Here is a 14,891-nt window from a genome sequence, read left to right on the forward strand (position 1 = left end):
CCGAAGGACACCATGAAAGAAGCTGTCATTGTTTCCACGGCCCGTACCGGCCTGGCCAAGTCCTGGCGCGGTGCGTTCAACATGACTTACGGCGCCACGCTGGGCGCGCACGCGGTGCGCCATGCCGTGGCCCGGGCCGGCGTCGACCCGGCCGAGGTCGAGGACTGCATCATGGGCGGCACGTACCTGGAGGGCACGACGGGCGGCAACATCGCCCGCGCCATCGCCCTGCGCGCGGGCCTGCCCGCGACGACGGCCGGCATGAGCATCAACCGCTTCTGCTCGACGGGGCTGCAAAGCATCGCCATCGCCGCGCAGCGCGTCATGGTCGAAGGCGCGCCGATGATCGTGGCGGGCGGCGTGGAAAGCATCTCCTGCACGCAGAACGAGGCCAACCAGCACATGCGCCGCGACCCGTGGCTACTGGAGCACAAGCCCGACCTGTACCTGAGCATGCTGCAAACCGCCGAAAACGTCGCCAAACGCTACGACATCGGCAAGGACGCCCAGGACGCCTATGGCTTGCGCAGCCAGCAGCGCGCCGCCGCCGCGCAGGCCGCCGGCCTGTTCGACGACGAAATCGTGCCCATGACCACCGTCATGGCGGCGCAGGACAAGGCCACCGGCCGCCTGCAACGCTGCGAGGTGACGATCGCCGCCGATGAAGGCATCCGCGCCGACACCACCTTGGAAGGCCTCTCGCGCATCCGTCCCGCGCTGCCCGGCGGGGTCGTCACCGCCGGCAACGCCAGCCAGTTCTCGGACGGCGCCTCGGCCTGCCTGGTGATGGACGCCAAGCTGGCCGAACACCGCGGCATCCAGCCCCTGGGCATCTTCCGCGGATTCGCCGTGGCGGGCTGCGAGCCCGATGAAATGGGCATCGGCCCGGTATTCGCGGTGCCGCGCCTGCTGGAACGCGCGGGCCTGAAAGTGTCGGACATCGACTTGTGGGAATTGAACGAGGCCTTCGCCTGCCAGGTGCTGTATTGCCGGGACAGGCTGGGCATTCCGGACGATCGCCTCAACGTGAACGGCGGCGCCATCGCCGTCGGCCATCCCTACGGCGTCTCGGGCTCGCGGCTGACCGGCCATGCCCTCATCGAAGGCAAGCGGCGCGGCGCCAGGTACGTGGTCGTGACCATGTGCATCGGCGGCGGACAAGGCGCCGCCGGCCTGTTCGAAGTGGCCTGAGCGGCCGGCAGGAGGAGCCGACATGAGCGTAAAGGAGCTGTTCCAGTTGGCGGGCAAGGTGGCGCTGGTCACCGGCGGATCGCGCGGCCTGGGCCTGCAGATCGCCGAGGCCTTGGGAGAACTGGGTTGCAAGGTGGCCATCACCGCCCGCAAGGAAGCCGAGCTGGAAAACGCGCGGCAGCACCTGGAAGCCCAGGGCGTGGAAGTGCTGGCCATCCCCGGCAACCTGGCGCAGTTCGACACCATTCCGGCGCTGGTGGACACGGTGCTGGCGCGCTTCGGCACGATAGACATCCTCGTCAACAATGCCGGCGCCACCTGGGGCGCGCCGGCCGAGTCATACCCGGACGAGGCGTGGCACAAGGTCATGGACCTGAACATCAACGCCGTCTTCTACCTCTCGCGCGAAGTGGGCCGGCGCGTCATGATCCCGCGAGGCAGCGGCAAGATCATCAACATCGCCTCGGCCGCCGGCACGCGCGGCACGGCCAAGGGCGTGACCACGATCGCGTACAACACCTCCAAGGCGGCGGCGATCAATTTCACCCGCGCGCTGGCCTGCGAATGGGGCCCCCACAACATCAACGTCAACGCCATATGCCCCGGATACTTTTCCTCGCGTATGGCCGACGCATCCATCCAGCGCATGGGCGCTTCGCTGCTGGACCGCATCCCCCTGGGCCGCGTCGGCGGCGAGGAAGACCTGAAGGGAATCGCGGTTTTCCTGGCGAGCGAGGCGTCGCGTCACATTACGGGCCAGGCCATCCTCGTGGACGGCGGCGCGAGCGCCAGCGCATGAGGCATAAGCGCTTATCGGAGGCGGTTAAACAATGATCGACAAATTCATGGACAGCGTGCACGAGGCGGTGGCCGACGTGTTCGACGGCGCGACGGTGCTGGTCGGCGGCTTCGGCGGCGCGGGGCATCCCACCGAACTCCTGCATGCCTTGCTGGAGCAAGGCGCGCGCGACCTGACCGTGGTGAGCAATAACGCGGGCAACAACGAAGTGGGATTGGCCGCGCTGATCAAGGCGGAACGCGTCAGGAAGATGATCTGTTCCTTCCCGCGCGCCTCGCACTCCTATGTCTTCAACCAGTTCTATGCCGAAGGCCGCATCGAACTGGAGTGCGTGCCGCAGGGAACCATCGCCGAACGCCTGCACGCGGCGGGCGCCGGGGTGGGCGGCTTCTACGTCCGCACCAGCTACGGCACCGACCTGGCCGAAGGTAAGGAAGTGCGCGAAATCAACGGCCAGCACTATGTATTCGAATATCCGCTGCACGCCGATTTCGCGCTGGTCCGGGCGCAGAAAGGCGACCGCTGGGGCAACCTGGTCTACAACAAGACTGCCCGCAACTTCGGCCCCGTGATGTGCCAGGCGGCCAAGACCACCATCGTCCAGGTCAGGCACAAGGTCGCATTGGGCGAACTCGATCCCGAGGCCATCGTCACGCCGGGCATATTCGTGAACCGCGTGGTCGAAGTTGCCGATCCCAAATTTTCCAGTTGACCCAATTTTCCAGTTGAGAGCGACATGCAGAGACTGACGCGACACCAGATGGCCGCCAGGCTGGCGCGGGACATTCCCCCGGGCAGCTACGTGAACATCGGCATAGGCATGCCGGAACTGGTGGCCAACTACCTGGACCCCGACGACGAAATCCTGCTGCACAGCGAGAACGGCATCCTGGGCATGGGGCCGAACGCCGGGGAAGGCGAGGAAGACCTGGAGCTGATCAACGCCGGCAAGCGTCCCGTGACGCTGCTGACGGGCGGCGCGTTCTTCGAGCACGTCGACTCGTTCGCCATCATGCGCGGCGGCCACCTGGACCTGAGCATCATGGGCGGCATGCAGGTGGCGCCCAACGGCGACCTCGCCAACTGGTCCCTGGGACGCAAGGGCGAACCGCCGGCGGTGGGCGGCGCCATGGACTTATCCGTGGGGGCCAGGAAGGTCTACATCCTGATGGAGCACAACGCCAAGGACGGCACGCCCAAGCTGGTGGAGAAATGCACCTTGCCGTTGACGGGGCCGGGCGTGGTGCATCGGGTGTACACGGACCTGGCGGTGGTGGAGATCACGCCGGAGGGGTTTCTGGTGGTGGACAAGCTGGTCGGTATCAGCGACGAGGAATTGCAGGCGCAAACCGGAGCCAGGCTGCGGTTCGCGCACTGAGACCCGCGCAGGCGCGGTCCTCACGCCGCGCGCGCGGCCACGGTGGGGTCGCGCTCCGGTCCCGCGACGATGCCGGCATCGTGCAGCCGACCGATGGCGCCGCTGCTCATTCCCAGCACTTCGTAAAGCACTTCGTCGGTATGGGTGCCCAGCAATGCGGCGGGCGTCGTCGGCGCTCGGCTCATGCCCGGCGCGCGCACGGTTGCGCCCGCGGCGATATGCTCGCCGACGCCGGGCGTCTCGATCCGTTCGAACACGGGATTGCTGGCCGAGTTCATGCGCGGGTCCTGCGTCATCATCTCGCCGACGGTGCTGTAGCGCCCCCACGTTGCCCTGTGCGCGTCCAGCTCGCGTTCGGCCTGCTCGCGCGTCCGGGCCGCGAACCAGGGTTCGAGGAGTCCGGCGATGGCCTCGCGCGCCTCGAAGCGCCGCGCCTCATCGGATAGGTCCAAGCCGGTGCGCGCCTGCAAGGCCTGGACATCGTCGGCAATGCCGCAGGCGTCCACCAGGCATTTCCACTGGCCGGCCGAGATCGCCACCACCATCAGGCGCCGGCCGTCCGAGGTCGCGAAATCGCGGCCGAAGGCGCCGTAGAGATGATTGCCGATCGAGGGACGCTCCTGCCCCAGCAACTCCACCTCGGCGAGCACGCCCAGGTGCGACAGCATGGTGAAGGCCGTATCCGACAGCGCCAGCTTGAGTTCGGCGCCCTCTCCCGTGCGCCGGCGCCTGTCGACCGCGGCCAGGACCGCGAAGGCCGCTTGGTAGGCGCAGGCGATATCCCATGCGGGCAACACGTGGTTCACCGGATGTTGCGCGGAGCCGCCGCCAGTGACCAGCGGATAGCCGGTCACGCAGTTGACCGTGTAGTCGACCGCGGTGCTGCCATCGCCGTTGCCCTGGATGGTGCAACTGACCAGGTCAGCGCGTTTCTCCGCCAGCAGTCCGTGCGCCAGCCAGGGCGTGCCGATATTGGTCAACAGCACGCCGGCGTCGGGCCCGGGCGCCGTGACCAGGGCCTGGATGAGTTCGCGGCCCTCGGGCCGGCGCAGGTCGACGGCGACGGAGCGCTTGCCCTTGTTCAGGGCCGTCCAGTAAAGGCTGCGGCCACGCCCCTCGGGATGCGGCATCCGCGGCATGCGGCCGTAGTCGATGCCGCCGCCGATCATATCGATGCGGATGACGTCGGCGCCATGCTGCGCCAGGGTCAGCCCGGCCAGCGGCGCGGCGATGAAGGCCGAGCTCTCGATGACGCGCAGGCGATTCAGGAAGGGATAGGTCATGGGATGCTTTTCCTTGGCTTTGGAATCATTGGGCGCGGCCGCCCAGGCTGACCTGATGGCGCGGCGCCGCCCCGTCCATCACCGCGGCCATGTCGTCGGCCATCGACTTCATGATTGCCGCCCACGCCCCCTTGGTGGTGCCCATGGTGTGGGGCGAGGTAATGCAGTTCTTGCGGCGAAAGATCGGATGGCTGGTGTCGGGCGGCTCGGGCTCGAAAACATCCAGCGCCACGCCGCCCAGCCTGCCCGTCTCCAACATCTCGTCGAGCAGGTCTAGGCTTTCGACCACACCGCCCCGGGACAGGTTGACCAGCATCGTGCCCTCCTGGACCAGGGCCAGGCGCGCGCGGTCGATCAAGCCGTGGGTCTCCTTCGTGTAGGGGCAGTGCAGCGCGATGAAATGGCTGCGCCGCATGAGTTCGTCCAGGGACACGAGTTCGGCGTGATGTTCCCTGGCCCGCTCGGCCGGCGTGGTCGGGCTGTAGGCGATGACGTCCATCTCGAAGACCCGCGCCATGCGGGCCACCAGCCCGCCGATGCGGCCCAGGCCGACGATGCCCAGCGTATGGCCCGCCAGGTCGCCCGCTTGCAGGCCGAAACGGGAAGCCCAGTTGCCTGCCTTCAGTTCGGCGTCCCAGTAGGGGAGCATCTTGCACAGGCTGAGCATGAAGGCCATCGATCCTTCCGCCACCGCGCGCGCCCCGACCCCGGGCGTGTAGACCACGGGCACGCCACGCGCGGCGGCCGCGGCGACGTCGATCATGTCGTAGCCGACGCCCGTACGCCCGATCACCTGCAAGCCCGGCGCGGCATCGATCACCGCCTTGGTGATGTGGGTCTGCCCGCGCACGACGATGGCCCGCGCCTTGGGCGCCAGCTTCACCAGGCCCGCTTCGGACAGGTCCGGCGCGACGACCACCGATCCGTAGGCGGAGAGTCTGCGGCTTGCATAATCATCGGGCGCCTGGGTGCACAGGATGATGCCGGGCCCGGTGCCGGGTTCAGTGGAGGCAGCCATCGTCAGACCCGCTCTATCTTGGCCGCCACGAGCACTTCGGCCCACTTGTCGGCTTCGGCCTGCACGAACTTGCCGAACTGCGCCGCCGTCAGCGGCTGCACCGAGGATCCCAGCTTGTACATGCGTTCCTTGATGTCCGGCTGCGAAATCGCCTCGACCAGCGAGGCATTGAGTTTCTCGATGACGGCGTCCGGCGTGCCGGCGGGCGCGCACAGGCCGTTCCACGCGGCGACCTCATAGCCGGGCAAGCCCGCCTCCGCGATGGTCGGCACCTGCGGCAACTGGTCGGCTCGCCGCGGCGAGGTCACGCCCAGCGGCCTGAGTTTCCCCGCCTGGATATGGGGCAGCGAGGAGATCGTGGTATCGAACATGATCTGGCAGGTGCCGCCGATCACGTCGGCGATGGCCGGCGCGCTGCCCTTGTAGGGAACATGCGTCATGCGGATGCCGGCCTTCAGGTCGAACAGCTCGCCCGCCAGATGGGTCGACCCGCCGATGCCGGTGCTGGCGAAGTTGACCTTGCCGGGATTTTTCCTGGCGTAGGCGATCAGGCTCTTGACCGAATCGAAGGGCGCGTCGGGATTGGCGGCCAGAACCAGCGGCCCGCTGTAGATGATCCCGATTTGCCGCAGCCCTTTCTTCAGGTCGTAGCCGGGGGTCTTGAACAAGGTCGCGTTGATCGCATGCGCGGTCGTGATCAGGCCCACGGTATAGCCGTCCGCGTCCGCGCGCTGGACGGCGGCAAGGCCGATGTTGCCGCCGCCGCCGGGACGGTTTTCGACGATGAAGGTCTGCCCGAACGCCTGCGACATATGGGCGGCCACGATGCGGGCCGCGATATCCGTCGAGCCGCCCGGCGTAAACGGCACGATGACCTTGACCGGCCGGGTCGGCCAGTCCTGGCCGCCGGATTTGGCCTGGCTCCCGGAAGCCATGGTACCCAGGCCTGCCGCCAGCGTAAGCTTCAATACGCTTCTACGTTTCATGCTTGTCTCCGTTGTACTGTTTTAAGAAGGGACTGCCGCGCCGCGACCGGCGCTTATCCTTGTCCCGGCAAAGGGACCAGAGGGACGATGGGGCCCGCATCGTCGACCAGCAGGTCGGATGTCACCTCCGCCAACACCCGGCACCCCGAAAGCGCCATGTTCCGATCCAGCTCGGTCTTCAGGATCGACAGCACCCTGGCCGTTCCCGCGGCGCCGCCGACGATGGCGCCGTACAGCGCGGGGCGGCCCACGAAAACCATGCGGGCGCCCAGCGCGAGCGCCTTGAACACATCCGTGCCCCGCCTGAAACCGCTGTCGATGAAGACGGGGAAGTCGGACGGGACGGCTCGCACGACGTGCGGCAAGGCCAGCAGCGAGGCCTGCATGCATTCGAGCTGCCGTCCGCCATGGTTCGAGACCATGACGCCGTCCAGGCCCAGGCGCACCGCCTGCTCCGCGTCGCCCGGATGGATCACACCCTTCAGGACGATCCGGCCCTTCCAATGGGCCCGGATCCATTCCAGGTGCGTCCAGTCAAGCGCGTCGCGGCCATTGCGGAAGCCGCCCGGCGGATGCTCGGTGATGCGGAAGCCGGCGGGATCCGCCGAACTGTTGGTGAAACGGGGAATGCCGGCGCGGCTGAGGGTCTTGAAGAACACCGAAGCAAGCCATCGCGGATGCAGGATCCCGTCCAGCAGCAAGCGCGCGCTGAACTGGAAGGGAATGCTGAAACCAGCGCGCTCGTTATGCTCGCGGTTCGCGCCTACGGCGGTATCGACGGTGACGACCAGGACCTCGACCCGCGCGGCCTCCAGGCGCTTCAGCAATGCGCCGATTCTCTCGACGTTGCCCGGCAGATAGCCCTGGTACCAGACGTCGAGACCCGCCGCCTGCAATTGCTCCACCGGCACGGAGGAATAGCCGCTGAGAATGTACGGAACCTTCTGCGCGGCCGCGCCGGCCGCGATCTCCCGGTCGCATTCGTAGCGGCAGATCGCGACGGCGCCCATGGGCGAAACGCCCAGGGGCGCATCGTAGTCGCGGCCCCACAGGGAGACCGCCTGCGATCGCGCCGAGACGCCCGTCAGGCCACGCGGACGCAGCGCCAGGCGCGCGAAGGCGTCGCGGTTGGCCCTGAGCGTCGCGCCGTCCTCCGTGCCCGCATAAACGTAGTTCTGCAGTATGCGGGGCAGGCGGCGCAGGGCCGCGCGCTCGAAATCGTGGACGGACAGGAGCCGGTCGAGACGCATGTCAGGCCCTTTCGAACACCGCCGCCATGCCCTGCCCGCCACCGATGCACATCGTCTCCAGGCCGTAGCGCGCGTCGCGGCGCGCCATTTCGTGCAGCAGCGACGTCATGATGCGCACGCCGGTGGCGCCCACCGGATGGCCCAGCGAGATGCCCGAGCCGTTCACGTTGAAGCGGTCCGGGTCGTTCCAGCCCCACCCCTTGGCGACCGCCAGCGCCTGGCACGCGAACGCCTCGTTCAGTTCGACCAGGTCCATGTCGCCGAAACCCAGGCCGTTGCGGGCGAACAGTTTCTTCACGGCCGGCACCGGGCCGATGCCCATGTGCGAGGGCTCGCAGCCCGCCGCCGCCCAGCTATGCAGATAGCCGATGGGCGTCAGGCCCAATTCTTCCAGCTTGTCCTCGGCCACGATCAGGCAGGCCGCCGCCGCGTCGTTCTGCTGGCACGCGTTGCCGGCGGTGACGATGCCGCCCTTCACGATGGGCTTGAGCCGGGCGAGCTGGTCGATGGCCAGGTCGGCCCGGATGCCCTCGTCCTTGTCGACGATGACGGGGTCGCCCTTGCGCTGCGGCACGCTGACCGGCACGACTTCCTGCGCGAACTTTCCCGAGGCCCAGGCGGCCGCCGCGCGCTGATGGCTGCGCAGGGCGAAGGCGTCGGCCTCCTCGCGGCTGATCTCGTAATCGCGCGCCAGGTTCTCGGCGGTCTCGATCATCCCGCTGATCCTGCCGAAGCGGGATTCGGGCTGCGAGCGTTCGCGGCCGCGATCCAGCCGGTCATGGAAGGTCACCGAGCCGGCGCGTTTACCCCAGCGCATGTCGGTGGTGTAGTACTCGACGTTGCTCATGCTCTCGACGCCGCCGGCCATCACCACGTCCGCCGCGCCGGTCTGCACCATCATGGCCGCCGTGACGATGGCTTGCAGCCCGCTGCCGCAGCGGCGGTCCACCTGCATGCCGGCGACCCCGATGGGAAAGCCCGCCTGCAAGGCGATCCAGCGCCCCGTGCAGGGCACCTCGCCGTTCATGTACGAATGGCCGAACACCACGTCCTCGATGCGGGCCGGGTCCAGGCCGGTCCTGGCGACGATGGCGCGGGCGACGGTGGCGCCCAGCTCCTCCACCGGCACGGGCTTGAGGCCGCCGCCGAAGGCGCCGATGGGAGTGCGTAACGGGGAGACGATGGCTGCGCGTTTCATGTTTTCAATCCTTGCTGTCGAAATGCAATGCGTTGGGGAAGCGGGGCGTCTCCTTCGCCAGGAAGGCGCGCACGCCCTCCTTCGATTCGGCCGAGGTGAACACCCGTTCGGACAGGGGGAGCGCGGCCGCGATGGCCGCGTCTTCGCTCATATCGAAACTCAGGTCGATGGCCTGCTTGCAAAGCGCCAGCGCCAGCGGCGGACGCCGGGTCAGCGTGCGCGCGATGTCGAGCGCCGCGTCGAGCGCGGAACCCCGCCCCGCCACGCGGTTGACGAGGCCCCAGGCCAGCGCGGTGGCCGCGTCGATGGGCTCGCCCAGGAACATCATTTCCTTGGCGCGGCCCGCGCCGATGCGCCGCGTCACGCGAACCGGCCCGCCGCTGCCGGGGAACACGCCCAGCTTGATCTCGGGCAGCGCGAAACGGGCGGTCTCGTCCGCCACGAGAAGGTCGCAGCACACCGCGATCTCCAGCCCGCCGCCGAAGGCCAGGCCATTGACGGCGGCGATCGTGGGCTTGGGCAGGCCATCGAGCCGGGCGAACACCCGGTGCTGCAATTCCAGCTTCCCGGGACCGATGCGGCCGGGCTGCATCAGGGGCTGGAACTCGGCGATGTCGGAGCCGGCGCAGAAGGCGCGCGTGCCGGCGCCGGTGACGACCACCGCCTGCACCGAAACGTCCGCCTCGACGGCTTCCAAGGCGCGATCCAGCGCCTCGGTCAGGCCGCGGAAGACGACGTTCAGCGGCGGGTTGTCCAGCGTCAGGATGGCGATGCCGTCGGCGACCTCGCAGCGGACGGGTTCAGCCATAGCGGCCGCCCGTCACGTGCAGCACTTCGCCGGAGATGAAGCTAGCCGCTTCCGAAACCAGGAAGGCCACCGCGTTGGCGATATCATCCGGCTTGCCGACCCGCTTCAGCGGCTGCGCGGCGACCGCGCGTTCCTTGATGGTTTCATAGGTCGGCAAGGCCTGCACCATCTCGGTTTCCATGAAGCCGGGCGCCACGCAGTTGACGGTCACGCCGTAGCGCCCTTCCTCGATCGCCAGCGCCTTGGCCATGCCAATCAGCCCCGCCTTGGCGGCGGAATAGTTGGCCTGCGTCGCGTTGCCGAAATGCGCCCGGGAACTGATGTTGACGATACGCCCCCAGCCCTGCTCGATGAACGTCGGCATGACGGCCTTGGTAGCCAGGAAAGCGCCCTTGAGCATGACCTCCATCACCAGGTCCCAGTCTTCCTCCGTCATCTTCACCAGGTAGCGGTCGCGCGGGAAACCGGCGTTGTTGACCAGGATGTGGATCCCGCCGAAATGGGCCAGCGTCTCATCGACCAGGCGCTGCACTTCCGCGCCCTTGGTGATGTCCGCGATGATGCAATGCGCCTGCAGGCCGTCCGCCTTCAGCGCCGCGGCGGTCTGTTCGGCGCGCTCCTGCAGGATGTCGGTGATGACGACCTTGGCGCCTTCCTCGGCCAGCTTGCGGGCGGTCGCGGCGCCCAGGCCGCGAGCCGATCCGGTCACGATGGCGACCTTGCCGTTGATTTGCAGATCCATGCGAAAAACTCCTTGAATTGTTAGCGGGTCAGTCCAGGTCGACGCGGCCCGCATCGAGCACGACGACGTTGCGTTCCAGCGCGGTGGTGCGCAGCGATACGACGCTGCCGTCGCGCCACAGCGCCGTGCGCAGCGTGTCGCCCGGCAGCACGGGCGCGGTAAAACGCACGCGCATGCCGCGCACCGCGCCGGCGTCGTAGCCCAGCAGCGTCCTGAGCACCGCATGCATCGCCACGCCCATGGTGGCCAGGCCATGCAGGATGGGCCGCGAAAAGCCCGCCGCAGCCGCCGTCGCCGGGTCCGCATGCAGCGGGTTGAAGTCGCCGTTGAGCCGGTACAGCAAGGCGGCCTGCGGCAGGGTCGGCAGGTCGCAGACCGTATCGGGCGCCCGGGCGGGAATGGCATGGGGCGGCAGCAATGCCTGGCCGTGCGAGCCACCGAAACCGCCATCGCCGCGCAGCATCACGGTCTGGGTGACCGTGGCGAGCAGGTCGCCGCTGCCCGGGTCGGTGACGCGGCGTTCCTGTAGCATCAACGCGCCCTTGGCCGCTCCCTTGTCGTGCAGGCCGACGACCTTGTTGTCGCCGATCACCTTGCCCGCGGGCGCGAGCGGCTTCTGCAGCACGATGGCGTGTTCCGCGTGCACCAGCTTGCGCCACGTGATGCCGGTATCGGGCTGGTCGGCCCAGAAGCCGGCATAGCCCAGGATGTTGGCCTGGGTCGGCATGGCGCGCAGGCCGCCGGCGGCGCCTTCGTAGACATAAGCCAGTTCGCCGGCGTCGAGCGGATTCGCGCCCAGGCCGACGCCCAGCGCATAGAGCATGCTGTCGCGCGTCGTGTAGCCGTGTTCGACCGGCGCGAAAGCCCGGTCCAGCAGATGCCGGGGATCGATTGCCATATCGGGCCTCATCAACCCCGCGCCGCGCGGATCATGTTGCGGGCGATCACCAGTTGCTGGATCTGGGTGGTGCCCTCGTAGATGCGGAACAGGCGCACGTCGCGGTAGAACCGCTCTATGCCGCTGTCGGCCACGTAGCCGGCGCCGCCGAAGATCTGCACCGCGCGGTCGGCCACCCGGCCGCACATCTCGGACGCGAACAGCTTGCTCGCCGCCGCCTCGGTCACCACGTTCTCGCCGGCGTCGCGCTTGCGGGCGGCGTCCAGCACCATGCAGCGCGCGGCGTACAGCTCGGTCTTGCTGTCGGCCAGCATGGCCTGGACCAACTGGAAATCGGCGATCGGCTGGCCGAACTGCCGGCGCTCCATCGCATAGCGCAGCGCATCGGCCAATATACGTTCGGCGACGCCCACGCAGACCGCGGCGATCACGATGCGGCCCTTGTCGAGCACCTTCATCGCCGTGCGGAAGCCATTTCCGGTATTGTCCGCGCCCCCGATGATGCGGCTGGCCGGCACCCGCACGTTGTCGAAAATCACGTCGCAGGTGTGCGCGCCCTTCTGGCCCATCTTGCGGTCGCGCTTGCCGAACGAGATGCCCGGCGAGTTCGCGTCGACGATGAAAGCGCTGATGCCGCCCGCGCCGGCGACGGACGCATCGGTGCGTGCCATCAGCGTGAAGATGCCGGCGTGCGGCGCGTTGGTGATATAGCGCTTGGTGCCGTTGACGACGTAGTGATCCCCGTCCAGCACCGCGCTCGTGCGCAGCGAACCGGCGTCGGAGCCGGACTCGGGCTCCGTCAGGCAGAACGACGCCAGGATCTCGCCGGTCGCCAGGCGCGGCAGGAACGCCTGCTTTTGCGCCTCGGTGCCGTCCAGCAGGATGCCTTGCGAACCGATGCCGATGGTGGTGCCGATCAAGGAACGAAAGGCGGGCGAGGTCTGGCACAGCTCGATGTCGACCAGCACCTCCTCCTCGGTCGTCAGGCCCAGGCCGCCGTAGGCTTCGGGGATGCTGATGCCGCACAGGCCCAGGTCCTTCAGGCCCTGCACGATATGCGGCGGAATCTCGTCGGTTTCGTCGACTTCCTTTTCGGCCGGCACCAATTCCTCGCGCACGAAGCGGCGCACGCCATCGAGCAACTGCTCCAGGGTTTCCGGATCACGGATCATTCATTTACCTCTTCGATTTGAGCGGCCGCCCGCGCCGGGGCGAGTTCGATCACGGCATCGGCCGCGAACGCACCCTGCTCCCCGGGCATGGCGATCACCGGATTCAGGTCGACCGACAGCAACCGGTCGCCGGCTTGATGGGCAAACACCGAAAGACGCGACAGCATCGCCGCCAGCGCTTTCACGTCCATGGGCGGCCTGCCGCGCGCGCCCAGCAGCAGCGGGGCGCCCTTGATGGCGCGGATCATTTCCTCGGCGACGTCTTCGCCGAAGGGGCACGGGCGCAGCACCACGTCCTTCATCACCTCGACGAAGATGCCGCCCAGGCCGAACATCGCCACCGGTCCGAACACCGGATCGCGCTGGATGCCCAGGATGCATTCGACGCCGCCGCTCAACTGCCTGGCGACGAGCACGCCTTCGATGCGCGCGCCGGGAACCGCGCTTCCGGCGCGCTGGACCAGGGTGTCGAAGCCGGCACGAACCGAGGCGGCATCGTTGACGCCGAGCAACACGCCGCCGATCTCGGACTTGTGCAGGATGTCGGGCGACAGGATCTTCATCACCACGGGGAATCCCAGCGCTTCGGCGGCGGCCACCGCCGCGTCGGCGCTCTCGCAGGCGCGCTCGGGCGCCACCGCGATGCCGGCCTCGGCCAGCAGCCGCTTGCTCTCGGCCTCGTTCGGGGTTTCGGCGAGCAGCTCGACCCGCGGCACCGCGGGCGCCGGCTGGCCGGGCCGGCGCGCGAAGGCCTCGCCGAACTGGCCCATGGCCGCGATGGCGGCCACCGCGCGGGCCGGGTCCTCGAACACGGTGAAGCCGTCGTCCTCGTACTGGCGCCCCCGTTCATCCGAGGCCAGGATGGACAATGCGAACACCCGGTCCGGATACCGGTCACGCACCGCCTTGAGCTGCGCGCGCAAATCGTCGGCGATGGACTCCGCATCCACGGTGTAGGTAAAGAAGCCCAGCACCGATTGATAGCCGCCCTCTTCCACCACTGCCTCGGTGAAGCGCCCGGCGATGCTCAGGTCGTTCATGAACTGCGCGGTGCAATCCACCGGATTGCGCGGCGCGGCGAAGGGAATCAATTCCTTGAGCCGCTTCTGCGCGGCGGCGGGCATCTCGGGCATCGGCAGACCCGCCGCGTCGGCCGCGTCGGAGATGATCACGCCGGCGCCGCCGCTGACGGTAATCACGCCCAGGGTGTTGTTCACCGGATAGATCCGGCGCGCGGCCAGGCGCGCCACGTCCAGCATGTGCTCGGTGGAACGCGCGCGAACGACGCCCAGGTCGGACACCACCGCGTCGAATACCCGGTCGTTTCCGGCGATGGAGGCGGTGTGCGATTGCGCCGCGGCGCCGCCGACGGCGCTGGTGCCCACCTTCATCATCACCACCGGCTTGCGCGCGCGGCGAGCGGCTTCGAGCGCGGCCACCAAGCCCTGGCCATCGCGTATTCCTTCCGAATAGACCGCGATGACGTCGGTGTCCTCGTCGTCCACCAGGGCCTGGATCAGATCGTGCACGCCGAGATCGCTTTCGTTGCCGCTCATGAGCGCCGTGGATATACCCATGCCACGGCGTCGCGCCAGGCCCAGGATGTGGCAGCCATATGCGCCGGATTGGCTCACGATGCCCACCCTGCCCGGCTGCGGAAAACCGGCCTCCACCACCGAAGTGAATGTGCCGTAGAAACCGATGCGTGGATTCATCGCGCCCAGGGAGTTCGGTCCGAGCAGGCGCATGCCATGGCGCCTGGCGCAAGCCAGCGTGTCTCGTTCCAGCCGCTGCCCTTCGGGGCCCATCTCCGAAAAGCCGGCCGAGAAAATAATGGCGGCCTTGGTTCCGCGCGAGGCAAGTTGCTCTACCGTCTCGGGAACGAGCCTGGCGGCGACGGCGACGATGGCCAGATCGGGCGTCTCCGGCATATCGGCCACGGAGGAACTGGCGGCGATTCCCTGCACCACGGAGCGCGTCGGGTTCACCGGCAGGATGCGCCCTTTGTAGCCTTGTTGGAGCATGTACGAAATCGGCCTGCCGCCGATACGCAAGGGATCGTCGGACGCGCCGACGACGGCAACGGATGCCGGCCTGAGCAGGCGCGGAAACACGGAATGTGCGGGCATGGCTCTATCTTCTAAATTTACTTTCACTCGATAATTTCC

General features: G+C 68.0%; 14 protein-coding genes. 4 read left to right on the forward strand and 10 right to left on the reverse strand.

The window, feature by feature from the left end; genetic code table 11:
• Positions 1-12: 12 nt before the first annotated feature.
• Genes CAL29_RS26940 through CAL29_RS26955 form a run of 4 tightly spaced genes read left to right on the forward strand, consistent with a single transcriptional unit; the run spans position 13 to position 3,368 of the window.
• A complete protein-coding gene (locus tag CAL29_RS26940) occupies positions 13-1,191 on the forward strand; it encodes an acetyl-CoA C-acyltransferase (RefSeq protein WP_094855964.1) in 1,179 nt (392 codons plus the stop codon).
• A 22-nt stretch (positions 1,192-1,213) separates the two neighbouring features.
• Positions 1,214-1,990 carry an SDR family oxidoreductase gene (locus CAL29_RS26945; protein ID WP_094855965.1) on the forward strand — a complete coding sequence of 259 codons (777 nt, stop codon included), beginning with the start codon at positions 1,214-1,216 and terminating at the stop codon, positions 1,988-1,990.
• Between the two features lie 31 nt (positions 1,991-2,021).
• Positions 2,022-2,702, forward strand: coding sequence for a 3-oxoacid CoA-transferase subunit A (locus tag CAL29_RS26950; RefSeq protein ID WP_094855966.1), 681 nt, complete (start codon positions 2,022-2,024; stop codon positions 2,700-2,702).
• A 24-nt stretch (positions 2,703-2,726) separates the two neighbouring features.
• Positions 2,727-3,368: a 3-oxoacid CoA-transferase subunit B gene (locus CAL29_RS26955; protein WP_094855967.1), complete on the forward strand. Its 642-nt coding sequence runs from the start codon at positions 2,727-2,729 to the stop codon at positions 3,366-3,368.
• A gap of 20 nt (positions 3,369-3,388) precedes the next feature.
• Here CAL29_RS26955 and CAL29_RS26960 read toward each other — a convergent pair whose 3' ends face one another.
• From CAL29_RS26960 to CAL29_RS27005, 10 genes are read right to left on the reverse strand one after another with little or no spacing between them, the layout of a single operon-like run.
• On the reverse strand, positions 3,389-4,651 hold the full coding sequence (locus tag CAL29_RS26960) for a CoA transferase (protein ID WP_094855968.1): 1,263 nt from the start codon (positions 4,649-4,651) through the stop codon (positions 3,389-3,391).
• A gap of 25 nt (positions 4,652-4,676) precedes the next feature.
• Positions 4,677-5,669 (reverse strand): hydroxyacid dehydrogenase, encoded by a 993-nt coding sequence (locus CAL29_RS26965; RefSeq protein ID WP_094855969.1) that lies wholly within the window; start codon positions 5,667-5,669, stop codon positions 4,677-4,679.
• Between the two features lie 2 nt (positions 5,670-5,671).
• Positions 5,672-6,655 (reverse strand): Bug family tripartite tricarboxylate transporter substrate binding protein, encoded by a 984-nt coding sequence (locus tag CAL29_RS26970; RefSeq protein WP_094855970.1) that lies wholly within the window; start codon positions 6,653-6,655, stop codon positions 5,672-5,674.
• Positions 6,656-6,708: 53 nt separating this feature from the next.
• Positions 6,709-7,905, reverse strand: a complete 1,197-nt coding sequence (locus CAL29_RS26975) for an alpha-hydroxy acid oxidase (RefSeq protein WP_094855971.1) — start codon at positions 7,903-7,905, stop codon at positions 6,709-6,711.
• Position 7,906: 1 nt separating this feature from the next.
• Complete coding sequence (locus CAL29_RS26980) at positions 7,907-9,103, reverse strand: acetyl-CoA C-acetyltransferase (RefSeq protein ID WP_094855972.1); 1,197 nt, start codon at positions 9,101-9,103, stop codon at positions 7,907-7,909.
• Between the two features lie 4 nt (positions 9,104-9,107).
• The gene (locus CAL29_RS26985; protein WP_094855973.1) at positions 9,108-9,911 is read right to left on the reverse strand and encodes an enoyl-CoA hydratase/isomerase family protein; all 804 of its coding nucleotides are present in this window, start codon (positions 9,909-9,911) and stop codon (positions 9,108-9,110) included.
• A complete protein-coding gene (locus tag CAL29_RS26990; protein ID WP_094855974.1) occupies positions 9,904-10,653 on the reverse strand; it encodes an SDR family NAD(P)-dependent oxidoreductase in 750 nt (249 codons plus the stop codon). The genes CAL29_RS26985 and CAL29_RS26990 overlap by 8 nt, the downstream gene beginning before the upstream one ends.
• A gap of 28 nt (positions 10,654-10,681) precedes the next feature.
• Entirely contained in the window at positions 10,682-11,551 is an 870-nt protein-coding gene (locus CAL29_RS26995; RefSeq protein WP_094855975.1) for a MaoC/PaaZ C-terminal domain-containing protein, read from the reverse strand.
• Positions 11,552-11,562: 11 nt separating this feature from the next.
• Positions 11,563-12,723 (reverse strand): acyl-CoA dehydrogenase family protein, encoded by a 1,161-nt coding sequence (locus CAL29_RS27000; RefSeq protein WP_094855976.1) that lies wholly within the window; start codon positions 12,721-12,723, stop codon positions 11,563-11,565.
• Positions 12,720-14,852, reverse strand: a complete 2,133-nt coding sequence (locus CAL29_RS27005) for an acetate--CoA ligase family protein (protein WP_094855977.1) — start codon at positions 14,850-14,852, stop codon at positions 12,720-12,722. The genes CAL29_RS27000 and CAL29_RS27005 overlap by 4 nt, the downstream gene beginning before the upstream one ends.
• Positions 14,853-14,891 lie beyond the last annotated feature (39 nt).

Source organism: Bordetella genomosp. 10, from assembly GCF_002261225.1.
Lineage (GTDB): Bacteria > Pseudomonadota > Gammaproteobacteria > Burkholderiales > Burkholderiaceae_B > Bordetella_C.